This is a genomic window from Mesorhizobium sp. M6A.T.Cr.TU.014.01.1.1 (assembly GCF_004022765.1).
GTDB classification, from domain to species: domain Bacteria; phylum Pseudomonadota; class Alphaproteobacteria; order Rhizobiales; family Rhizobiaceae; genus Mesorhizobium; species Mesorhizobium mediterraneum.
In genome coordinates, this window is sequence record NZ_RZPG01000001.1 from 85,346 (window position 1) to 107,009 (window position 21,664).

20 protein-coding genes and 1 pseudogene are annotated in these 21,664 nt (G+C 62.1%); 7 read left to right on the plus strand and 14 right to left on the minus strand.

Annotation, left to right across the window (positions count from 1 at the left end; translation table 11 throughout):
• Nucleotides 1-21 precede the first annotated feature (21 nt).
• The 4 genes from EN885_RS00460 to EN885_RS00475 are packed head-to-tail and all read right to left on the minus strand — an operon-like array spanning nucleotide 22 to nucleotide 3,438.
• On the minus strand, nucleotides 22-660 hold the full coding sequence (locus EN885_RS00460) for a phosphoribosyltransferase family protein (RefSeq protein ID WP_128241482.1): 639 nt from the start codon (nucleotides 658-660) through the stop codon (nucleotides 22-24).
• A complete protein-coding gene (locus EN885_RS00465) occupies nucleotides 657-1,331 on the minus strand; it encodes an energy-coupling factor transporter transmembrane component T (protein WP_128241483.1) in 675 nt (224 codons plus the stop codon). Before EN885_RS00465 ends, EN885_RS00460 begins: the two co-directional genes overlap by 4 nt.
• Entirely contained in the window at nucleotides 1,328-2,845 is a 1,518-nt protein-coding gene (locus tag EN885_RS00470) for an ABC transporter ATP-binding protein (RefSeq protein ID WP_128241484.1), read from the minus strand. Before EN885_RS00470 ends, EN885_RS00465 begins: the two co-directional genes overlap by 4 nt.
• Before the next feature lie 20 nt (nucleotides 2,846-2,865).
• Nucleotides 2,866-3,438 (minus strand): aminotriazole resistance protein, encoded by a 573-nt coding sequence (locus EN885_RS00475; RefSeq protein ID WP_128241485.1) that lies wholly within the window; start codon nucleotides 3,436-3,438, stop codon nucleotides 2,866-2,868.
• Between the two features lie 385 nt (nucleotides 3,439-3,823).
• On the opposite strand from EN885_RS00475, the pseudogene cyoA reads away from it, so the two are divergent.
• The 5 genes and pseudogenes from cyoA to cyoD form a co-directional block, all read left to right on the plus strand.
• Nucleotides 3,824-4,459 (plus strand): annotated as a pseudogene (gene cyoA, locus EN885_RS00480) (ubiquinol oxidase subunit II); the annotation flags it as partial.
• Between the two features lie 128 nt (nucleotides 4,460-4,587).
• Entirely contained in the window at nucleotides 4,588-4,773 is a 186-nt protein-coding gene (locus EN885_RS34825) for a hypothetical protein (RefSeq protein WP_348631552.1), read from the plus strand.
• A 3-nt stretch (nucleotides 4,774-4,776) separates the two neighbouring features.
• Complete coding sequence (cyoB, locus tag EN885_RS00485; RefSeq protein WP_128241486.1) at nucleotides 4,777-6,771, plus strand: cytochrome o ubiquinol oxidase subunit I; 1,995 nt, start codon at nucleotides 4,777-4,779, stop codon at nucleotides 6,769-6,771.
• Nucleotides 6,768-7,451 carry a cytochrome o ubiquinol oxidase subunit III gene (cyoC, locus tag EN885_RS00490; protein WP_127204012.1) on the plus strand — a complete coding sequence of 228 codons (684 nt, stop codon included), beginning with the start codon at nucleotides 6,768-6,770 and terminating at the stop codon, nucleotides 7,449-7,451. Before cyoB ends, cyoC begins: the two co-directional genes overlap by 4 nt.
• Nucleotides 7,448-7,849: a cytochrome o ubiquinol oxidase subunit IV gene (gene cyoD / locus EN885_RS00495; RefSeq protein WP_095486332.1), complete on the plus strand. Its 402-nt coding sequence runs from the start codon at nucleotides 7,448-7,450 to the stop codon at nucleotides 7,847-7,849. The genes cyoC and cyoD overlap by 4 nt, the downstream gene beginning before the upstream one ends.
• Before the next feature lie 157 nt (nucleotides 7,850-8,006).
• On the opposite strand, the gene EN885_RS00500 is transcribed toward cyoD, so the two are convergent.
• A complete protein-coding gene (locus EN885_RS00500; protein WP_128241487.1) occupies nucleotides 8,007-10,076 on the minus strand; it encodes an NAD(P)-binding protein in 2,070 nt (689 codons plus the stop codon).
• A gap of 242 nt (nucleotides 10,077-10,318) precedes the next feature.
• Between EN885_RS00500 and argE the strand changes: the two genes are divergently transcribed.
• On the plus strand, nucleotides 10,319-11,482 hold the full coding sequence (argE, locus tag EN885_RS00505) for an acetylornithine deacetylase (protein ID WP_128241488.1): 1,164 nt from the start codon (nucleotides 10,319-10,321) through the stop codon (nucleotides 11,480-11,482).
• Nucleotides 11,483-11,517: 35 nt separating this feature from the next.
• Here argE and EN885_RS00510 read toward each other — a convergent pair whose 3' ends face one another.
• From EN885_RS00510 to EN885_RS00550, 9 genes are all read right to left on the minus strand, one after another.
• Nucleotides 11,518-12,468, minus strand: coding sequence for a LysR family transcriptional regulator (locus EN885_RS00510; protein ID WP_128241489.1), 951 nt, complete (start codon nucleotides 12,466-12,468; stop codon nucleotides 11,518-11,520).
• Between the two features lie 50 nt (nucleotides 12,469-12,518).
• Nucleotides 12,519-14,009 (minus strand): aldehyde dehydrogenase, encoded by a 1,491-nt coding sequence (locus tag EN885_RS00515; RefSeq protein WP_128241490.1) that lies wholly within the window; start codon nucleotides 14,007-14,009, stop codon nucleotides 12,519-12,521.
• Between the two features lie 27 nt (nucleotides 14,010-14,036).
• On the minus strand, nucleotides 14,037-14,711 hold the full coding sequence (locus tag EN885_RS00520) for a DUF1028 domain-containing protein (protein WP_128241491.1): 675 nt from the start codon (nucleotides 14,709-14,711) through the stop codon (nucleotides 14,037-14,039).
• Between the two features lie 5 nt (nucleotides 14,712-14,716).
• Nucleotides 14,717-15,157, minus strand: a complete 441-nt coding sequence (locus EN885_RS00525; protein WP_128335149.1) for a RidA family protein — start codon at nucleotides 15,155-15,157, stop codon at nucleotides 14,717-14,719.
• 56 nt (nucleotides 15,158-15,213) lie between these two features.
• Nucleotides 15,214-16,488: an NAD(P)/FAD-dependent oxidoreductase gene (locus EN885_RS00530; RefSeq protein ID WP_128241493.1), complete on the minus strand. Its 1,275-nt coding sequence runs from the start codon at nucleotides 16,486-16,488 to the stop codon at nucleotides 15,214-15,216.
• A 200-nt stretch (nucleotides 16,489-16,688) separates the two neighbouring features.
• Entirely contained in the window at nucleotides 16,689-17,390 is a 702-nt protein-coding gene (locus EN885_RS00535; RefSeq protein ID WP_128241494.1) for an ABC transporter ATP-binding protein, read from the minus strand.
• The gene (locus tag EN885_RS00540) at nucleotides 17,383-18,168 is read right to left on the minus strand and encodes an ABC transporter ATP-binding protein (RefSeq protein WP_245458081.1); all 786 of its coding nucleotides are present in this window, start codon (nucleotides 18,166-18,168) and stop codon (nucleotides 17,383-17,385) included. The genes EN885_RS00535 and EN885_RS00540 overlap by 8 nt, the downstream gene beginning before the upstream one ends.
• Entirely contained in the window at nucleotides 18,165-19,340 is a 1,176-nt protein-coding gene (locus tag EN885_RS00545; RefSeq protein WP_128241495.1) for a branched-chain amino acid ABC transporter permease, read from the minus strand. The genes EN885_RS00540 and EN885_RS00545 overlap by 4 nt, the downstream gene beginning before the upstream one ends.
• Before the next feature lies 1 nt (nucleotide 19,341).
• The gene (locus tag EN885_RS00550; protein ID WP_128241496.1) at nucleotides 19,342-20,259 is read right to left on the minus strand and encodes a branched-chain amino acid ABC transporter permease; all 918 of its coding nucleotides are present in this window, start codon (nucleotides 20,257-20,259) and stop codon (nucleotides 19,342-19,344) included.
• 191 nt (nucleotides 20,260-20,450) lie between these two features.
• On the opposite strand from EN885_RS00550, the gene EN885_RS00555 reads away from it, so the two are divergent.
• Nucleotides 20,451-21,581, plus strand: a complete 1,131-nt coding sequence (locus EN885_RS00555) for a branched-chain amino acid ABC transporter substrate-binding protein (RefSeq protein WP_128241497.1) — start codon at nucleotides 20,451-20,453, stop codon at nucleotides 21,579-21,581.
• The last annotated feature ends 83 nt before the right edge of the window (nucleotides 21,582-21,664 follow it).

A 21,664-nucleotide genomic window follows, 5' to 3' on the forward strand; every position in this document is an offset into this window, starting at 1 on the left:
CTAGTGTACGGGACCGGTTCGCTAGATAAAGGTTTCTGGAATGGGGCTCCAGCCGTCCTTGCCTAATGCGAATTGCGGGATATGCGCAAGGCTGTGGATCAGTGCCTGGTCCGGCCCAAGCGTTTCTTGCCAATCCCGCGCCTCGGTGAGGATCACACCGATGCCGACCACTTCCGCGCCCGCGCTGCGCGCCAACTCGACCGAGCCCTTTAGGCTTGAGCCGGACGCCACGACATCGTCAACCACCACGACGCGTTTGCCTGCTAGGAACGGTATCGCGCGGCGGTCGAGAAGCAGGCGCTGCTCGCCCTTCGAGGTGATGGAGGAGATGTGCTGGACGAGCGCGTCGCCCAGATGGATCTTTGGCGATTTCTGCAAGATCACGTAGTTATCGAGGCTCAAGGCGCGGCTCACTTCGATGGCGACGGGAATGCCAAGCGTGGCCGCGCCCACGATCACGTCGGGTTTGAGCGGTCGCAGTTTCTCGGCCAACTTGCGGCCGACATGCTCGCCGAACCTTACTCCGAGATCGATGACCATCATCAGCGAGATGGCGAAATCCGGCCTGATCGCGACGATCGGCAAGTCGACCTGCAAGCCGGCGACGTCGACCGGCCAGTTTTGCCCGGTTATCGGCGAAAAGGCGGTTTCCTGGGTCATTTTGTTTGTCCTTGATGAGCGAGTCGGGGTTCGATCAGCAGGCCCACATTGCGCCACGTTGTGCGCTTTCGGTTCATGTCGAACCCGTAGATGGAAAGCGAAAGCGAGATGGCGTGCGCCAAGCGGATGGCCTGCACTAGAAGCGGCACACCGCGTGCGAGCGCAAAGCGCAATCGAGTGGGTAGCGAGACGTCGTCGATCTCCATGCCGCGTGCGCGCTGCGCGTCGGCGATGCGCTCGAAATCCTCGCGCAGCATCGGGATGATGCCGAAGGTGAGCGACAGGATCAGAGTGACAATGGGCGGGAGACGAGCTGCACTGGCCGCTGCCAGAATAGAGCCTGGAGTGCTTGTCTCCATGACGAAATAGAATGCCGCGGTCGTCGTGATGAGGCGTGCAGCCATCCCGGCGGCGATCGGCATGGCATCGGCAGGCGAAAGCCCCTGCAGCAGGAGATTGCCGATCCAACTCGCCATGACCAGAAGCACGAGAAGCGCCGCACCCTTGAGATAGCCGCGCAAGCCGGGCACCTGCATCACGCTCAGGAAAACGGGAGAAAGCAGGGCCAGGGGCACGCCAAAGCGCCAGTCCGGCGCAAGCCAAGCCACCAGCATGATCGTGAATGCACCCGTCAATTTCACGAAAAAGTTGAGCTCATAGATCCGTTTCATGCCGCTGCTCCCGTCGATAGAACCGTCGGTGCAGGCCAACCGAGCTGGGAGAACGCACGCGACGCCCAGGCTTCCTGCGGCGCGCCGTCGAAGACGATCTGCCCTTCGTCCAGTATCAGCGTGCGCGAGGCGACATCTTGGACGAGGTCGAGATCATGCGAGATGAGCATGATCGCGCGCCCCGATGACTGCATGGACCCGATGAACAGGTCCAGCATGCGTCTGCCGTGCAGGTCGCGCGCAAGCAGCGGCTCGTCCAGGATCGCCACCGAGGCCTGTGCCGCATCGGCGCAGGCAAGCCCAAGCAGTGCCTGCTGCCTCGTCGAAAGCGCGAAGGGATTGGCTTCGGCCAACCCTTTAATTCCGTATTTCTCCAGCGCCGCATGCGCCTCCCTCCTTACTGAATCGCCGGCTGCCGCGCCTGCGGTCATGGAGAAGACGACTTCCTCGAGCACAGTCATGTTGAACAGGATGCGGCGCATGTTCTGCGGAAGATACGCGATCGCGCGGGCGCGGCGGGCAACGGTCCAGCCGTCGGCCGGTTCGCCGCCAATACGGACCGATCCTGCGGCGAGCTTCGCCAAGCCGAGGATCGACTGGAACAGCGTCGTCTTGCCTGCGCCGTTGCGCCCTATCAGCGCCACGTGCTCCCCGGCGCGAATCTGGAGCGAGACATCACGCAATACCGGGACGCCGTCGGGGCGCGCAAGCCGGGTACGGATGCCGGAAACCGAAAGCAGCACGTCGCCGACAGGGAAGGACGTAGTGCAGGTCGCCCGATGATTGGGCGGCAGGATGCCCGCCTCCAGCCATGGCTCTTGCTGTGTCGTTATCGTGCGCGCGGCGACGGCCTCCGAAAGCCTGCCCGACACGAGCAGGCGCACATTTTCAGCGACAGATTTGAATGCACCCGGATCCTGCTCGGCGACAAGCAACGAGGGCACCTCGTCGGCAAGCTTCGCGAGAATTCGAACCAGCCGCGCACGGGCAGTTGGATCGAGCCCTGTCGTGGGCTCATCGAGTACAAGCAGCACAGGCGCAGCCGCTAGGGCAGCTGCGATTGCCACCATCCGCCGTTCGCCGCCGGAGAGAGTAAGTACTCGCCTCCCCCGCAGCGGATTGATCTCAAGCTCATCGAGCAGAATCTGCAGCCTGCGGCGGATCAGTTTCTTTTCCACGCCCCGGTTTTCCAGCGGGAACGCGATCAGGTCCTCGACACCGAGGTCCCAAAGCTGGTCCTCGACATTCTGGGTGACGATGCCGATCTTGGTAAAAAGGGCATCCTTCGACAAGGTCGACAGCGGCTGGCCATCGAATGAAACCGAGCCAGAGAAGTGGCGAGGCGCAACGAGGCGGGGGATGATCCCTCCCGCCACGTTGAGCAACGTGGTCTTGGCCCCGCCTGCCGCCCCGCACACGAGCAGGCGCTCGCCACGTGCAACGGTCATCGTGGCTTCGGTGACTGCCATCGGCGCATCGCCGAAGCCCACCGTCACATCGTTCAGTTCAAGCACTTTTCAAATCTTACCTGCGCTCAAAAGCGCGTGAAACCGGCCGGATGCGCGCTCTTGAGGATCTTCAGCGCTGGGACAACAAGAAGCGGCGTGCCTATGATCATCGGCACGATGTCCGATAGGCCCAGATACATCACCGCCCACCAGAAGGGGAAAATGCCGAGATAAGCGAGACTGGCCGAGACCGCGACGACCATCACAAGGCCAACGATGAGGCACACTGCCGCAATTTTGGTCAGCGTGTTGCGATCGAATTTCGTCCCCGCTGGGTCGAATATCAGCCCGGGCAAGAGGCCAGTGAGGCCTACCATGATGCCGTCGACGATGAGCGAATGGGCGGGGATGAAGGTACCGGCCAGCAGCGACCAGACTATGGTGCCGAGATAGCCGCAGATGAAACCGCTTTTCCAGCCGAGCAGGATGCCCACCAGCGGGGGCAGAAAGGCGAAGATGCGCCACTGGATGACGCCGGGAACGAGTTGGATCGGGTTCGCATAGGCCCAGAGCACTCCGGTCGCCGCTGCAGCGACGATCGAAAGCACGATCGGGAAGAGGGTATTGCCCTCAGGATGAGTTGCAGTTGCTTCTTGCATGACGAAATTCCCCTGATGTGTCTCCCGTAACTGATAAGCAAGTTATATGCCGACCTTGGCGGGCACATCGGACTGGGCCGCGGTTGCCGCTTCTCACGGACTGCACACCAACTCCGCCAAACGTTGCCTTTGCCTCGCGTAAATGCCCGGGAACAAATTCGGTCCCTGAATGTTCGGCTTTCCGCGGACCGGCGGCTTATCCGTTCCGCACTTAAAACCAGAGAGACAGGAAATTCTTCGACGTATACGGTCTTTCTCACTGCAAGTTGAAGCCGTTGCTGAGGGAGCTGATTTCGCGTCGATGCGCATAGTTTCGGCCCGTGGCCGGTGGCCACGAACGAACCGGAGCCGGGTGACTATGTGATCACCTACCATAGGGACGAACATGAAGCGGGCTGGCTCGTCAGGCCTTACCATTCTCTTGCTGGGCACGGCCGAGCTCGCCGGCTGCGCAGGCGGCGTGCTCGACCCACAAGGGCCGGTCGGCGCCGGCAATCGGACAATCCTGCTCAACTCGCTGGCCGTCATGTTGGTGATCGTCGTCCCGACCATCGTCGCCGCGCTATGGTTTGCATGGTGGTTTCGCGCTTCCAACATCCGCGCCAAATACGATCCAGGATTCACCTATTCAGGCCGGATAGAGCTCATCGTCTGGTCAATTCCGACGCTGACGATCCTTTTTCTTGGGGGTCTGATTTATTACGGATCCCATCAGCTCGACCCTCGCAAGCCTCTATCGTCGACCAATTCGCCGCTTGAGGTGCAAGTCGTCGCGCTCGACTGGAAATGGCTGTTCATCTACCCCGACCAGCAAATCGCGAGCGTCAACGAACTTGTCATGCCTGCTGGCACGCCGGTGCGGTTCCGCCTGACCTCGGCGAGCGTAATGAACACATTTTTCGTACCGCAGCTCGGGAGCATGATTTACGCGATGAACGGCATGGAAAGCGAGCTCAACCTCCTGGCCGACAAGCCTGGCGTCCTGTATGGCCAGTCGGCCCACTACAGCGGCGATGGTTTCTCGGACATGAATTTTCGGGTGCGGATCGTGCCGCCCGAAGCGTTCGCCCAGTGGACGGCGGGCCTCCGCGGCGGCGGCCAGACCCTGATGCCGGGGCGTACCGCGAACTCGCCCGACAAAGCCAGGACGTGGCGCCGTTTGCGTTCTCGCATGTTCAGCCAGGGCTGTTTGATGCCGTGGTGCGTCAATACCTGCCGCCAGCACCCGGGCCAAGCGAAGGCCGCGGCGGCAATCCACGGGTCCACCCCGATCCTTTGGGTCCGGCCACGCCGGCGGACCCGAATGCCAGACATGAACGACACGGAGGCGGTTGAACCATGCTGGGAAAGCTCGACTGGTCCGCGATTCCCTTCGATGAGCCGATCCCCCTCATCGCCGCTCTTGTCGTCTTCCTTGCGGCTATCGGCGTGTTGGCCTGGATCACCGTCAAAGGCTTCTGGCCCTACCTGTGGCGCGAGTGGATCACCTCGGTGGACCACAAGCGGATCGGCGTCATGTACGTACTTTTGGCGGTGCTTATGCTGCTGCGCGGTTTCATCGACGCGATCATGATGCGCACCCAGCAGATCGCCGCCATACATGGGCCAGGCTATCTGCCGCCCGACCACTATGACCAGATATTTTCCGCGCACGGCACCATCATGATCTTCTTCGGCGCAATGCCGTTCATGATCGGCCTCATGAATCTCGTGGTGCCGCTGCAACTCGGCGTGCGCGATGTGGCCTTTCCGACGCTCAATTCCGTCAGCTTCTGGCTGACTGCGTCGGGTGCACTGCTTGTCAACATTTCACTGGTGATTGGCGAATTCGCCCGCACCGGGTGGCTCCCCTACGCGCCGCTATCGGAGCTCGACTACTCCCCGGGCGTCGGGGTCGATTACTATCTCTGGGCGATCCAGATCTCGGGCGTCGGCACGCTGATGACCGGCGTCAATCTGGTTACCACGATTCTGAAGATGCGCGCTCCCGGTATGGGCTACCTGCGCATGCCCATGTTCTGCTGGACCTCGCTCGCCGCCAACCTCCTCATAGTCGCGGCGTTCCCCATCCTGACGGCAACTTTGGCGATGCTCACGCTCGATCGTTATCTAGGGTTCCACTTCTTCACGAACGAGGCTGGCGGCAACCCTATGATGTTCGTGAACCTCATCTGGGCCTGGGGCCATCCGGAGGTCTATATCCTCGTGCTGCCCGCCTTCGGCATCTTTTCGGAAGTGTTCTCCACCTTCTCGTCAAAGCCGCTATTCGGTTATCGTTCGATGGTGGCCGCTACGCTCTTCATCTGTATCGTCTCGTTCATGGTGTGGCTGCATCACTTCTTCACCATGGGCGCCGGCGCAGATGTGAATGCCGCCTTCGGCATCGCCACCTCGATCATTGCAGTCGGCACGGGCGTGAAGATCTACAACTGGCTCTTCACCATGTATGGCGGACGCATTCGCTTCGACACGCCGATGCTGTGGGCCATCGGCTTCATCACCACCTTCACCGTCGGCGGCATGACCGGCGTGCTGCTGGCCGTTCCGCCTGCCGATTTCATGCTGCACAACTCGATGTTCCTGGTCGCGCATTTCCACAATGTCATCATCGCAGGCGTGCTGTTTGGGGCTTTCGCAGGCTTCACCTATTGGTTCCCGAAGGCGTTCGGCTTCCGGCTGCATGAGGGCTGGGGCAAGGCAGCGTTCTGGTTCACGCTGCTGGGGTTCATTCTCGTCTTCCTGCCACTGTATATCGTCGGCCTGCAGGGGATGACGCGCCGCCTTCAGCACATCGAAATCGACCCTTGGGTGCCTTGGTTGATCGTTGCGGCCTGCGGTATTCTTGTGATGATCGTTGGTGCGGCCTGTCAGATCACGCAGCTTGTCGTATCGATCAGGCACCGTGATGAGTTGCGCGACGAAACCGGCGATCCATGGGACGGCCGCTCGCTGGAATGGTCTACATCGTCTCCGCCGCCAAGCTTCAATTTTGCCAGACTTCCGCATGTGGGAGGCGAGGAAGCCTACTGGACCATGAAGCAGCGCAGGATCGAAATGCAGGATTCGGGCGAGGAGCCGGCCTATGAACCGATCGAGATGCCGAAGAACAGTCCTACCGGATTCGTCGCCGCCTTCTTCGCGACCCTCGTTGGATTCGCGCTCATATGGCACATCTGGTGGCTAGCCATTGTCGGTCTTGTCGGCGCCTACGCCACCTTCGTGGTCTTTGCCTGGCGTGACGTCGCCGAATATGAGGTGTCCGCCGAAGAGCTCGAGCGCATTGAACGCGCCGGTCAGCCTGCTTGGTCTAAGCACGGGGAGGAACTCGCATGAGCGCGGTTTCGGGAGCGCTGCCAGGCGCCATTTCGCCTGGCAGGCCAGATCCACATCGGCTCGGCCACGGCTCCGGCCATAGTCATGGTGCGACGGGGCACGGCGAAGGTGGACCGGCTTCGAAATTCGTGACCGTCGCCTACGGCTTCTGGATTTTCCTGCTGTCCGACATCATCATGTTCTCGGCCTTCTTCGCGGCCTACGCCGTGCTGGCGAAGGAGATCGCCGGGGGCCCGTCCGGCCGCGATCTGTTCGAGCTCCCCAGGGTCGCGATCCAGACCGGGCTGCTTCTCACCTCCAGCTTCACTTGCGGTCTGGGAAGTCTTGCCAGCCACCGGCGCGATATGGTCTGGACACAGATCTGGCTGCTTGTGACAGGGATCCTGGGCGCCGCATTTCTTGTCCTCGAGGTGCAGGAATTCGCCGGAATGATCGAGGAAGGTGCCGGTCCTTCGCGCAGCGCCTTCCTTTCTGCCTTCTTTGCGCTGGTTGGATGCCATGGCCTGCACGTGGGAATGGGCCTGCTCTGGCTGGGCACGATGATCGCGCAGCTTTGGGTGAAGGGTTTTCGCGCCGACATCTTGCGTCGCCTTCAGTGTTTCAACCTGTTCTGGCATGCGCTGGACATCATCTGGATCGCGATCTTCACTCTCGTGTATCTTCTGGGAGCCAGCGCATGAGCGATCGTGACCACCGCCCCGAAGAATTCGCCGACCTTGACGATTCCGCGCCTGGCGAAGAGCGCATCAACGAGCAGGAGGTGGCCGGCGGCCTGCTGGGCTACGTGACAGGGTTTGGCCTGGCCATCCTGCTGACCATCGCCTCTTTCGTCGCGGCGCAGAGCGGTCTCATCTACCAGCCGGCGATCATCTCCGCGCTCGTTGTGCTCGCCATTGCGCAGATGGGCGTGCACCTCGTCTTTTTCATTCATCTCACCACAGGCCCGGACAACACGAACAACGTCCTGGCGCTGGCCTTCGGCGTATTCATTGTCGTGCTTGTCGTGCTCGGTTCCGTCTGGATCATGACGCACCTCAATCACAACATGATGCCGATGAACGGAATCCAAATGCAGTAGTGCAGCAAACGAGAACTGGGCTATCTGCCTTCTCCGTCTGGGCGCCTGGCTATCTCCAAAGGTTCGGGGCGCCGATACATCCTCGCGAATTTGTGGCTCGTCGAATGCTGAGCAACAGAAGCATGAACGGCTTCAAATCTATCTATTTCTTCTCAAACTATTCCGCGGCCAATGCCGTGATCTCGCGACGGAAGGGCAGTGCGTCGCCAATATCGGCTTCATCCAGCTCGCGAGCAAAGCGGTGCCCCGCATAAGTTGCCCACGCGATCGGCCCCGGCGCCTCGGCATCGCCGATGACCTTGATCGAGCGAATGCCGTTATCGGCCCATTCGTCCCTCCGCGCCTTCAAGCCCTGCCAGACGCCATCGTCCTGTTGGCGCGATGTCACCAGCACCACAGCGTCTGCAGCGATCTCACGCCGGTTGCCCGTATATGCACAGGCGGTGGCAACGCCTCCCGACACGATGCGCGTCGCGATCCGGTTCAACACGATCTCGACGCCAAGCTCGGCCAGCCGGCGATGGATGGCGCCTTGCTCCAGTGTGTTGCGGGTCCAGTCGGACACATAGGCGGATGGCGTCACCAGCGTCACCCTCGCGCCCTGGCGCGCCATAAGCTCCGCCAGAACGCCACCCATGTAGTAGTGGTCGTCGTCGAACAGCACGACATTGCCGGTCGGCACACTGCCGCCCATCAGATCGTCCGGCGTGTAGACCGGCATAGCCGGATCGATCGGCATCGGCACGACATGCGCGCGCGCCACGCCGTCGCTGCGCCATGTCGAGCCGGTGGCGATGGCAACGTTTTGAAAGCCGAAGGGCAATATGTCCTCGGCAGACAACCGGCTTTCGAAATAGACGTCGACATTCGACATTTGGCTGAGCTGATACTGGCGATAGTCGCGCACGCGGCCCCATGCGGAGAGGCCAGGCAAGCGGCACTCGCGCGCCACGCGGCCGCCGAGTTCGGTGCCGGCTTCGGCAACGGCCACCTGATAGCCACGCAGGCCGAGTGCGCGAGCGGCCTCCAGCCCGGCAGGGCCGGCGCCGACGATCAGCACGCTCTCGCTGTCGCCCTTGGCCTGCATGCGCTCCGGATGCCAGCCCTTACGCCACTCCTCCATGAACGTTGGATTTTGCGTGCACCGCGAGACCGACATCGTCATGTCGCCGGCAATGCAGATGTTGCAGCCGATGCATTCGCGAATGTCCTCGATTCTCCCCTCTTCCACCTTCTTCGGCAAGAAGGGATCGGCAATCGATGGTCGCGCACAGCCGATGAAATCAAGCGTGCCGGACTTGATCATCTTCACCATCACATCCGGCGACGTAAACCGCCCGACGCCGACGACCGGCTTCGAAGTCAGCTTCTTGATGCCTGACACCAGGCTCTCTTGCGCGGCCTCCTCCTTGAACCGCGACGGCCCGGAGCAGTCCTCCCAGGCGCCATGAGCCAGATCCCAGAGATCGGGCAGGTCGGCGTGCATCTCGATCATGTCACGCACTTCGGAATTGGCGAAACCAAGCTCGCCGATCATCTCGTCCAGCGACAGCCGCAGCGTCAGGCCGCAGGTGTCGCCGATGGCATCCCGGCCCTCTTCGATCAGCTCACGCATCAGCCGCGAGCGGTTTTCCAGCGAGCCGCCATATTCGTCGCTGCGCTGGTTGGTGGCGGTAGACAGGAAGTGCTGGATGATGCCGAAGCCATGCGCGCCGTAGAGACAAACCAGGTCGAAGCCCGCCCGCCTGGCACGCTTGAAGGCATTGCGGTGCCAGCGGCGCAGGTCGCGGATATCTTGCTTGTCCATGGCGCGCGCCTGAACCGGATCGTTGGTGAAGGTCCGGATGGGCAGGGCCGACGGTCCGCGTGGCACTTCCTTGGTGTAGAGATTCGGGCCGTTGATGCCTGAATAGGCCAGCTGGATGCCGGCCAGCGCGCCATGCTGGTGCATGGCCTTAGCCATCTTGGCCAGTGCTGGGATATCGGCGTCGTCCCACAGCCTGAGCTCGATGAAGGGCGTGATCTCCGAGGTATGGTGCATCTCGGTCTGCTCGGTGAAGATGACGCCCCAGCCGCCTTCCGACTTGATGCGGCGCATCTCGGCCGCAGCAGATGGATCGCGGTAGCCGCCGCCATTGCAATGCGGAACCTGATAGAAGCGGTTCTTGGCGGTCACCGGACCGATCTTCATGGGCTCGAACAGAATGTCGTAGCGTGGATCGCGCATGGAGCTTTCCTCGAGCCGCGGCGCAAGCCAGTCTGGCAAGCGCCATTGGGTTGATGCCGAGAGACTACTCATAAGCTGAGGCAGGCGCCGGAAAACTACAGATTTCTTCCGTGCCGATTAGGACCCGCCTAATCGGCACGGCCTGGATTAGCATCCGGTGAATCCCGGCTGAGCCAAATGCGACTTCAAGGCCGTGGCCACGCGATGCTAGATAGCTCGCACGGGCAACGAGATTTAGACGCATGGACAGCATCCGGATCCTTGAAAAGCTGATCGCATTCCCGACGGTGAGCCGTGACCCGAATCTCGACCTCATCGGCTACGTAGCGGACCTGCTGGACGCATATGGCATTGCCTGCCAGATCATTCAAAGCGGGGATGGCCATAAAGCCAACCTCTTTGCCACCATCGGACCGGCCGGCACTTCCGGCATCATGCTGTCCGGCCACACCGACGTCGTTCCCATCGACGGCCAGAACTGGACGCTGCCGCCCTTCGAGATGAGCGAGCGCGACGGCAAGCTTTACGGACGCGGGGCGGCCGACATGAAGGGCTTCGTCGCCAGCGCGCTCGCTGCATGTGTCACGGCCTCGAAAATGACACTGCAGACTCCGTTGCACCTGGCACTCTCCTACGACGAGGAGATCGGCTGCATCGGCGTGCGCAGCCTGATCGACATGCTGCGAGGAGCCCCGCAACGGCCGTCGCTATGCATCGTCGGCGAGCCGACCGGCATGAAGGTGGCGACGGGTCACAAGGGCAAGCTTGCCGCACGCGCCATCTGCAAGGGACGCGAAGGCCATTCGGCGCTGGCTCCACTGGCGCTCAACGCCATCCATCTCGGCTGCGACTTCGTCGCCGCCTTGCGCCGGGAGCAGGACCGGCTGGCGCGTTATGGCGCCCGCGATGGCGACTACGACATTCCCTACACAACCGTCCACGTCGGCAAGATGAACGCCGGCGTGGCGCTGAACATCGTGCCGAACCTCTGTCAGATCGACTTCGAGATCCGCAATATTGCAGCCGACAACCCTCAGGAGATCCTCGACGGTCTGCGCGCGGAGGCAGCGCGCATTGCCGTCGAAGCTTCGGCCATCGCGTCCGAGGCGGCGATCGACATCGACATCACCAACACCTATCCCGGCCTGGATACGCCGCTCAGTTCGCAAGCCGTCGCTTTCGTCAAATCGCTGACCGGCGCCAACGACACCATCAAGGTTGCCTTCGGCACGGAAGGTGGCCTGTTCAGCAGCGATCTCGGCACGCCGACGGTCGTATGCGGACCGGGGTCGATGGCGCAAGGGCACAAGCCGGACGAATTCGTCAGCGTCGAGCAGATGCGCCGCTGCGACAACATGCTGGACGAATTGCTGCGGCGGCTTGCCGACGACCAACTTCGAGCTTAGCAACAGAGCAGTTCGGATTTGATTGGGTGGCTGATCTAGCCAATCGACTGGTGTTCCACCGCCCGCCCGGCGCCGAATACGCCTTGCTCAACCACAAAATGCCGGCAGTGATCGATGAACGCCTGGACGGATTGCGTGCGATGTTCGGAGTTGGGCAAGGCGACGCCCATGGTCAGAGGTCGCAGGTCACCATCCAGCGGCACAAAGACAAGTGGCTTGCCGTCCGGCGCCAGGGTGTTGAGCGGCCGCATATTGGCTATGCCGTAGCCGAAGCCATTGGCCACCATGGTGCGCATAACCGCAATGTCGCCTGTGCGCTCGGCGATGTTCGGTCGGATTCCCCGCTGGTGAAACGCCGACAGGAAATATTCGCGACTGAAAGGCAGGTCGAGCAACACCATCGGCTCGTCGGCCAATTCTTCCGTCGTGATCGACGCCTTTCCCGCAAAGCGGTGCCCCGCTGGCAGCATGACATAGGCCGGCACCAGGATCAGCGGCTCGAAGGTCATGTCCTGCGACAGCTCGAGATCGTATGTCAGGGCAAGGTCGATTTCGCCGCGCTGCAGCATCTCGAGCAACTGCCCTTGATTGCGCTCGAACTGCCGCACACGCACATCAGGATAGGCGCGCTCGAACTTCATGCGCAGAGCCGGCAGAACGATCTGCGCGAACGTCAGCAAGCATCCTACTGCCAGCGGGCCGCGCACCTTTTCTGCAATGTCGCCAGCGACGTCATGCAAGGCGTCGGCGTCGTTGAGCAGGCGGGCGGCTTCCTTCAGGAAGACGCGACCGCCGGCGGTGAGCGACAGGCCGTGCGAATGCTTGCGAACAAAAAGCTGGACGCCGAACTCAGTTTCCAGCTGCGCGATGGAGGCCGAAATCGATGGCGGTGACACGTTGACCTGTTCGGCCGCTTTGGCAATAGAGCCAGCCTCGCCAACGGCGACGAAATATTCCAGCTGTCTGAGCGTAAAGCGTAGCGGCATGGCTGGCTATGTTGCTGGTTTGGGTGCTTCGATCAAGCCTTGGCCATCCATCAGTATTTGATCCACGTCGTCTTGAGCGCGGTGTACTTGTCGAGCGCATGCAGCGACAGGTCGCGGCCGAAGCCGGATTGCTTGAAGCCACCGAACGGCGTCATCGGGCTCAGCGCGTCGACCGTGTTGACGGAAACCGTGCCGGCATGGAGCCGGCCGGCGATGCGGTGTGCACGCGACAGGCTGTCGGTCCACAGCGATGCGGCCAGCCCGTATGGACTGTCATTGGCCATACGGATCGCCTCCGCCTCGTCGTCGAAGGCGATGACAGAAAGCACCGGCCCGAATATCTCGTCCCGCGCAATCGGATCGGTATGCGCGACATCGTCGAAGATGGTGGGCTGGAAAAAGCTGCCGCGCCCGTTGACCGTGACCAGATCGCCGCCCGCAACCAAGCGCGCGGTTTTCTTGCCGGCCTCGACAAACCGCATGACATTGGCCGCGTGACGGGCATCGACCATCGCGCCCATTTTCGAAGCCGGATCGAGTGGATCGCCCGGCTGCGTGGCTGCCGCGCGCTGCACGAGCCTTTCCACAAGAGCGTCCTTGATGCCGCGCTGCACGAGCAACCGTGAATTGGCGGAGCAGACTTCGCCCTGGTTGAAGAAGATACCAAAGGCCGCCATATCGGCCGCTGCATCGAGGTCGCTGCAATCGGCAAAGACGAGGTTGGGGCTCTTGCCGCCGGTTTCCAGCCAGACCTGCTTCATGTTTGACTGACCGGAGTACTGCAGGAACATCTTGCCCACGGCAGTCGAGCCGGTGAAGGCAAGGCAATCCACATCCATGTGGCGGCCAAGCGCCTGGCCGGCGGTTTCGCCAAGGCCGGGCACCACATTGAGCACGCCAGCCGGCAGGCCCGCTTCAACAGCCAGTTCCGCCAGCCGCAGGGCCGACAAGGGCGACTGCTCGGCCGGTTTCAGCACGACCGAATTGCCCGCCGCCAGCGCCGGCGCGCACTTCCAGGTCGCCATGTCGAGTGGAAAATTCCACGGCACCACTGCGCCGATCACGCCAAGCGGCTCGCGCCGCACCAACACCAGATCGCCTTCGCCGGTCGGCGCCACTTCGTCATAGATCTTGTCGATGGCTTCGCCATACCATTGGAAGATCGCTGCCGAGCCAGGGACGTCGACCGAGGCCGCATCCCTGACGAGTTTGCCCATGTCGAGCGATTCAAGCAGGGCCAGCTCATGCAGGTTTTCGCGCAGCAACTGCGCCAGCCGCAACAACACCTCCTTGCGGTGCGCCGGGCTGGTCCGTGACCAGACGCCGGCGTTGAAGCTGCGCCGGGCCGCGGCAACAGCCAGATCGATGTCTTCTTCGCCACAGGACGCCACTTCGGCCAGCACTTCGCCGGTTGCCGGATTGACGCTGGCGAAGGTTCGGCCAGAACGGGCTGCAACCGGCTTACCGTCGATGAACGCCTTGTCGCGAAAACGGATCGCGGATGCTTTGCCGATCCAGTCCTTGTGGCTGAGTTCGCTCATCGCAGATGTTCCGTGGCTGTCTCTTGACTATTCATCGCCGGGCACGCCGTAGCTCGGCGCATCGGATGGATTTATCGCGCGGGTCACATAGGCATCGAGCTGTGGCTTGTAGAGTTCCCACAGCGTCGCCAGTTGCTCGATCGGGCAGTCGTCGGTCCAGTCGCAGCGCAGGTCGGCAACCGGCCACGCAACCTCGCGCACCAGCTTCATTCCGGCGGAATGGACCGGGCCTGCCTCGCCACCCGCTTTCAGCGCGGCGCGCATGGTCGCGGTGAGGCGGTCGCCCAGATGTCCTTCCGACGCCAGAAAGGCCTTGACCATGGCTTGCGGCACTCCGTCATGGGCCAGCATGTTGCCGCCGCAAGCAACATTTTCCGCGCGCGCTTCCGCCCAGATGCCAAGCGCCCTGGGGCCTGAATGAATCGCGGTCGTTCCAGCGGCATCGACAGCCAGCACCTGCCGGTATTCGCTATAGGCGCCGGTGCGTTTCAGGATGGCGACCGCCTCGGCGGCCGAAGCGCCGCGCGCCAGCAGTTCGAGGCCTCGCAGCCCAAGCGTCGGATCGGTGACGTTCTGGCTGGCAATGGCGCCGACGCCTGCCTGCGCATAGGCACAGCGCGCCGCGACCGCAGGCGACGAGGATGACACCGCGACCCCGAACATGCCGGTGCGGCTGCACCGCGCGACAATGGAGAATGTCATCGCCGTTAATCCGGGATGATCGAAGTGCGATCATCCGGAATGACGGCGGTGCCGTCGATCTCGACCAGCCAGTCTGGCCGCGCCAGAGCCTGCACGACGAGGCCGGTTGAAACGGGATGCACCCCTTTGATGTACTCGCCCATGGTGCGGTAGACCGCCTCGCGATGGCGCACGTCGGTGATGTAGACCACCACCTTGACCAGGTGCTCCATGGCCCCGCCGCACTCCTCGATCAGTTGGCGGATGTTCTGCATGACCTTGTGCGTCTGCTCGATGGGATCGTGGCTATCGATATTCCCAGCCGTGTCGAGGTCCTGCGGACACTGGCCACGCAGATAGACGGTTCTGCCGCCCCGCGTAACGACCGCCTGACACAGATCGTTGTCGAGCTTCTGCTCGGGATAGGTGTCTTTGGTGTTGAACTTGCGAATTCTGGTATGCGCCATCTTGGTCTCCGTCAGATCAGGCTCGAGGTCGGGACATCCGTTGCAGTTGCCGTTGGCTACGCCACCTTGGTCTCGCGCTTCGCGGACGCATGGTAGGCTAGGTATTTGCGCTGCGTGGAAATATGGTCCGCCACATGCTGGGCGTCGTGCCAGACGCCCCAGATGAAGCTGGATCCCCTGCGCGATTGCCACGGCAGGCCCAGGAAATAGATCCCGGGCTCGGTCGACACACCGCGCTGATGCCTCGGCTTGCCCTTTTCGTCGAACACATCGACTTTCAGCCAGTTGTAATCGACGGTGAATCCCGTTGCCCAGATGATCGAACCTATTCCTGCTTCTGCCAAGTTGAGATCGAGAATCGGATCGGTCACGCATTGAGGGTCCGACCCGATCTTGCGGGCCTCGGGCTCTTCGGGAAGGTCAAGGCCGTTGCGGGCAACGTAGGCGTCGGCCTCGTCCAGCACCGACATATAGTTCGCATCGCCGCGAGCGATATTCCTGGCCAGATCGGGCGCGAAGGTCATGATACCGTCCCTGTACAATTCCGTCCGGCCAACCAGCGTCATCCCTTGCGCGGCAAGACGCCGGAAGTCGATCGTTTGGCCGCCACGCGCACCGCTCACCGCGATGGTGACATGTTCCGTGCCGGGCGCCGGCGCCTGGGCGTCCCACTTGCCCAAAACCCCCAGCCACCAGCAGAAGTCACGCTCGCGATAGGCCCGCGGCGGGCGATCATGCGGCCCGACCGAGAGGTAGACGCGCCTTCCCGCACGCAAGAGTTCGTCCGCGATCTGCACCCCCGAGGATCCCGAACCGACCACCAGCACCGCACCGTCGGGCAGTTGGCCGGGATTGCGATAGGCGCTGGAATGGATCTGCATGAGCCCGGCATCCGCGGGAACGATGGCCGGGACAACGGGATGTTGGAAAGCTCCGGTGGCGGCAACCAAATTGCTGGCCTCGATCACGCCATCGGAGGTTTCGACCTGGAAACCGGGACGGCCGACGAGCCGGTGCACTTTCTTTACCTCGGCGCCGCAGCGGATAGGGGCCGCGATCATTTCCGCATAAGCGACAAAATAGTCCGCAACCTTCTCCTTGGAGACAAAGGCATCGGGATGGGTGTCCGGAAACTCCATGCCCGGAAAACGATCGTGCCAGGCGGGACCATTGGCAACCAAAGAGTCCCATCTTTCGGAGCGCCAGCGTTCGGCGATACGCCGGCGCTCGAGCACAAGATGAGGCACGCCGCACTTGCTCAGATGCTCGCTCATAGCCAATCCCGCCTGGCCGCCGCCAACAACGAGCGTGTCTACTTTTTCAACTGACATTTCAGCGGCCCTTTCTGGCTCTCCCTGAGAATTTCTGCGGATGCGACGGAGGTCTGATCGTTGGTTTACTGAAGGGGCCCGGTAGCGAAAATTACGATTTCATGTGGCAGTGGTTAGCTTGTCCCTAAATGCTGGATGCCATCGCCAAAGAAGTGAACGTGGGATCATCGCCGCTGCGACAGACGAAATTACCGGGAGGCTCAGAGATAAAGGCTTCTGGCCGCCTTGGACGAGAGTAGCTCCTTTGCCGGTCCTTCCTGGGCGACCTTGCCCTTGACCAGGACATAGCCACGATCGGCGATGCCTAGTCCCATTTCCGCATTCTGTTCGATCAGCAGGATGGTCGTGCCGCGGCGATGGATCTGCCGGGTGATCTCGAAATACTCGCCGATGAGCTTGGGCGAGAGACCAAGCGACGGTTCGTCCATGATCACGAGCCTGGGTTCGCCGATCAGCGCGCGCGCCAGCGCGACCATCGCCTGTTCGCCGCCGGACAGAGTGCCAGCCACCTGGCGCAAACGCTCCTGGATACGCGGAAACAGATTGCCCATTTTGTCCAGCTGCGCCTCGAAATCGGGACCCCGGCCGGACACCGCGTCGTAGCCCAGGCGCAGGTTCTCAATCACGGTCAGGCTGGGAAACAGCCGGCGCCCTTCCGGAACAAGGCCGACACCAAGCGACGCGAGGTTTTCCGTGCCAAGCGTCGCCATGTCCCGGCCCATCACCTCGACCTTGCCGCGCTGGGCGCGCACAACGCCGCATACGGTCATGAAGGTTGTCGTCTTGCCGGCGCCATTCGGCCCGAGCAGGCAGACCAGTTCGCCGGGACGAACGCTCATCGCCACGCCGCGCAGCATCGGGACCGCCCCGTAGCTGGTATCGACACCCTTCAGCTCAAGCATGGGCGACCGCCTTCCCGAGATAGGCTTCCTGGACGCGCGGGTCGGCGCGCACCGCCGCAAAGTCACCCTCGGCGATCTTGCTGCCATAGTCGATGCACGCGACGTGGTGCGGGAATGCCTCGACCACGCGCATGTCGTGCTCGATCAGGACCACCGACAGCTCGGGGTTTTGCGCACGCAGCCGCACAATGTCGGCCACCAATGCGTCCGTCTCCGTATCGTCCATGCCGACCGACGGTTCGTCGAGCAGCAAAAGCTTGGGCTGCGAGGCCAGTGCGCGGGCTATCTCCAGCCGGCGCCGGTCGGCCTGCGCCAGCGTTCCCGCTGGCCGATAACGCTGTTCGAACAGGCCGCCGGATCCGAGCTTGAGCAGGGTTTCGGCCTTTTCCACGCAGGCCGCCATCTCGCGGCGCGACGCGCCCGGCCGGAACAGCGCATCCAGCACGCCGGTCTTCGTGCGGGTGTGCATGCCGATGATGACGTTGTCGAGGACGCTGAGGTCCGAGAACAGCCGCGACGACTGAAATGTGCGGGCGATGCCACGATCGACGACTTCATAGGACGGGCGGCTGGTGATCTCGGCGCCGTTGAACGTCACCCGGCCGGAGGTCGGCCGGTAGACGCCAGTCACGACGTTGAACAGCGTCGACTTGCCGGCGCCATTCGGGCCGATGACGGCGAGCACCGCGCCCTTGTCGATCGAAAGGCTGACATCGTTGAGCGCGACCAACCCGCCGAAGCGCATCGTCAAATTCTCGACTTTGAGAAGCGCGCTCACAGATCGCCCCCGTATCGCCGCATGCGTTGCGGGAACAACCCCTGCGGCCGGATCATCAGGAAGCCGATGATGATGACGCCGAAGAACAGCAGGCGGTAGTCGGCGAAGGCGCGCAGTTTCTCGGGCAGGATGGTCAGCATGAACGCACCGACGATGACGCCGAAAATGTTGTCCATGCCGCCGACGATGACCATGGTCATGATGGTGACGGAGACGAGGAAGGTGAAATTGTCGGGGGAAATGTAGGACACGTAGAAGGCGTAGATCGTGCCGGCAAAGGCGGCCAGGAAGGCATCGACCGCGAACGCCAACACCTTGAACCACGCCACATTGATGCCTTGCGCCTTGGCGGCGATCTCGTCGGCGCGCAGTGCGTTCCAGGCCAGCCCGATGCGCGAGCCATGCAACCGATGCGCCGTGACGATGGCGACGACGACCAGCGCCGCCGACAGATAATAGAAGTTCGCCTGGCTCGGCAGTTTCCAACCGAAGATCACCAGCGGGTCGGCGAAGGAATGCCCGAACAGGCTGGGCGCAGGAATGCCGACCAGTCCGTTGGGCCCGCCGGTCCAGCCGAAATTGTTCAGCAGTTGCTGGACCACGACGCCAAAGGCGATGGTGACAAGCGCCAGATAGGTATCACGCGTGCGCATCGAAGGAATGCCGATGATGAAACCGAACAGTGTTGCAGCCAGCGCCGCGACCGGCAGTGTCAGCCAGAAACTGATACCGAAGTTGATCGCCAGCAACGCCGACACATAGGCCCCGATGCCGTAGGAAGCGCCGGTGGCGAAGTTCGGAATGTTGGCACTGCCGAGCTGGAAATTGAGCGCCAGCGCGAGCACGGCATAGAGCTGGGCGACAATCAGCAGATGCAGCATATAGGTATTCGAGCCGACGACGAATGGAAAAGCCACAACGATGACCGCCGCGGTAGCCATCGCCACAAGGGGAGCACGGGCAAAGCTGGCCAACGCGTAGTCGCCGATCCACGGCAGCCTCTCCAACAGGTAGAAGCCGAAGCCGAGCAAAGCCAGCAGGCCGACCACCTGCCAGCCGCCGTCAACCTTCAAAATGAGGTAGAGAAACGCTGCCCCGCAAAGTTGCGAGGCGATGGCGAAGACTGCGGCCGCCGCCTTGCCCGGTGCAGCAAGTGAAGCGCTACCCTGCATGCTAGACTTTCTCCATGACGGTGCGCCCAAGCAGGCCGGCCGGGCGGAAGATGAGCACGGCGATGACGAGCAGGAAGACGAACACCAATCGATAGGAAGCACCATCGGGCACAAATGTCTGCGCAAGCACCTCGATGCCAGCGATGATCAGTCCGCCCAGTATGGCGCCCGGCATCGAGCCGAGGCCGCCGATTACCGCAGCGGAAAAGCCGAGCAGGCCGGCCATGACACCGAAGTCGAACCGTGTCACGCCGGCATAGCTTGCGAACAAAAGGCCGGCAGTGGCGCCGATCGCTGAGGCGATGAAGAAAGTCGCCCGGAAGACACGTGCATCACGGATGCCCATCATCCGCGCCACGATCCGGTCCTCCGAGGCCGCCCGGATGCGCAGGCCGAGCGGGGTCAGGCGCAGGAAGACGAACAGCATGGCCACCAGCGCGATGGTCAGCACGACCACAAGCAGCGCGAACCAGCTGATGGCAACGCCGGAGACTTCGAAAGCCATGCCCGACACCAGGCGCGGGAAGGCATGCGGGTTCGAGCCTTGCGGATAGAGATGACGGATCAGCTCGCGGATGACGATACCCAGCGCCACCGTCGCGACCAGCGCCATCATGGCAGGGGCGTTGCGAAAGCGCCTGATAACCAGCTTGTCCAGCAAGACGCCGATCAATCCGACGGCGAACACGGCTGCCGGAACCGCAACCACCAGCCAAGCGGGGCTTGAAGCCCCAACCGCCGTCGCCAACGCCTGGGCGAGCGCCAGCGAGATAAACGGCGCCGTCGTTGCGACATCGCCGTGAGAGAAATGAATGACGTTCAGGACACCGAAAGTCAGACTGAATCCGATAGCCAGCAAGGCATAGATGCAGCCAAGAGTTATCCAGTTCACCAGCTGCTGGACAAGCAGTTCCGTCATTGTGCTCGCCTCCATCGGGAGCAGACGGGTATCAACCGCCATGCCGGGCGGACAGAACGAATCTCCGAACTCACGAGTCACAATTTCCGAATTTCATCACTGAATACGCGCCAATACACTGATGATCAGCCGACGATCACGATCGGCCGGGTCGCTACGATGGCGGCAGATAATTCTATTGAGGTGGAACCATGCAAAACAGGCGCAGTGCGCTTATCCGCGTATCGTCAATTCTGGCTGGGTCTCTGTTCGCCATTGCGCTGGGTGCCGCCCAGGCTCAGGCCGACCAGATCAAACTCGGCTTCATTGGACCGCTCTCCGGCGGAAACGCCCAGCAGGGTCTGGGCGCCCGCAACGGTTTCCTGCTCGCGATCGAGCAAGCCAATGCCAGCGGTTATCCGCACCAGGTGGAAGGCATCGTCCTCGATGATGCCTCCGATCCGGCCGTCGGCGTTTCAGCGGCCCAAAAGCTGGTCAACGATCCGTCGGTGATTGCCGCGACCGGACATTGGAACAGCTCGGTCGCGCTGGCGACGATCCCAGTCTTCAATCGCGCGCAGATGCCGTTCATCGTTTGGGGCGCGGTCAGCCCGAAGATCACCGAGCAGAATTTCGCGAACGTGACCCGCGTGACGCCAACGCTGGTCAACGAAAACAAGCCGCTGGCCGAAGCCATTGCCAAACAAGGCAAGGTCAAGAAGATCGCGATCATCTCCGACACGACCGACTACGGCGCGGCCAACACCAAGTGGTTCGGCGATTTCTTCAAGGCTGCTGGCGGAGAGATCGTCTCGTCGGACGCAGCCGCGGTCGGCACCACCGATTTCCGTGCCATGCTGACCACGGCGAAGGCGGCGGCGCCTGATGCTGTCTACTTCGGTGGCGTTGTCACCGAAGCAGCGCTTGTGCGCAGCCAGATGGCCGACCTTGGAATGGGCAGTCTGCCCATGTACGGAATTTCGGGCATATACGATCCGAAGTTCATCGAGATCGCAGCCGCAGCCGCCGAGGGCACGATTGCGGGAACCCCGGCCGTACAGTCGAACCCGAAGCTCGACGAATTCAGTAAGGCCTATGAAACCAAGGGCTACACCGATCCTGCCGGTTCCTACGCCAAGTATGCCTATGAGGCCACGCAGATGCTGCTCGATGTCATCAAGGAAAAGGGCATCGACGACAAGGAGGCCCTGAGCAAAGCCATTCGTGACATCCATCACAACGGCATTCTGGGAGAAGTCTCGTTCGACGCGAACGGACAAACAAACATGGCCATCGACGTCGACATGTTCGTCGTCCGCAACGGCAAATGGGAGAAGATGTAGCCGCTGATCGACGCCGCGCCCACCCTTGGTGGCGCGGCGTTGAAATTCCTTCATCGCCCGAGCTCGCAAAGACTTACCGGAGC

Coding starts and splice junctions, on each gene's coding strand:
- EN885_RS00475 (WP_128241485.1), bottom strand. CDS start 3,438: ATGCAAGAAGCAACTGCAACTCATCCTGAGGGCAATACCCTCTTCCCG.
- EN885_RS00520 (WP_128241491.1), bottom strand. CDS start 14,711: ATGACATTCTCCATTGTCGCGCGGTGCAGCCGCACCGGCATGTTCGGG.
- EN885_RS00465 (WP_128241483.1), bottom strand. CDS start 1,331: ATGAAACGGATCTATGAGCTCAACTTTTTCGTGAAATTGACGGGTGCA.
- EN885_RS00500 (WP_128241487.1), bottom strand. CDS start 10,076: ATGCGCGATCCACGCTACGACATTCTGTTCGAGCCCATGAAGATCGGT.
- EN885_RS00525 (WP_128335149.1), bottom strand. CDS start 15,157: ATGGCGCATACCAGAATTCGCAAGTTCAACACCAAAGACACCTATCCC.
- EN885_RS00460 (WP_128241482.1), bottom strand. CDS start 660: ATGACCCAGGAAACCGCCTTTTCGCCGATAACCGGGCAAAACTGGCCG.
- argE (WP_128241488.1), top strand. CDS start 10,319: ATGGACAGCATCCGGATCCTTGAAAAGCTGATCGCATTCCCGACGGTG.
- EN885_RS00530 (WP_128241493.1), bottom strand. CDS start 16,488: ATGTCAGTTGAAAAAGTAGACACGCTCGTTGTTGGCGGCGGCCAGGCG.
- EN885_RS00515 (WP_128241490.1), bottom strand. CDS start 14,009: ATGAGCGAACTCAGCCACAAGGACTGGATCGGCAAAGCATCCGCGATC.
- EN885_RS00510 (WP_128241489.1), bottom strand. CDS start 12,468: ATGCCGCTACGCTTTACGCTCAGACAGCTGGAATATTTCGTCGCCGTT.
- EN885_RS00550 (WP_128241496.1), bottom strand. CDS start 20,259: ATGACGGAACTGCTTGTCCAGCAGCTGGTGAACTGGATAACTCTTGGC.
- cyoD (WP_095486332.1), top strand. CDS start 7,448: ATGAGCGATCGTGACCACCGCCCCGAAGAATTCGCCGACCTTGACGAT.
- cyoC (WP_127204012.1), top strand. CDS start 6,768: ATGAGCGCGGTTTCGGGAGCGCTGCCAGGCGCCATTTCGCCTGGCAGG.
- EN885_RS00535 (WP_128241494.1), bottom strand. CDS start 17,390: ATGCTTGAGCTGAAGGGTGTCGATACCAGCTACGGGGCGGTCCCGATG.
- EN885_RS00555 (WP_128241497.1), top strand. CDS start 20,451: ATGCAAAACAGGCGCAGTGCGCTTATCCGCGTATCGTCAATTCTGGCT.
- EN885_RS00545 (WP_128241495.1), bottom strand. CDS start 19,340: ATGCAGGGTAGCGCTTCACTTGCTGCACCGGGCAAGGCGGCGGCCGCA.
- cyoB (WP_128241486.1), top strand. CDS start 4,777: ATGCTGGGAAAGCTCGACTGGTCCGCGATTCCCTTCGATGAGCCGATC.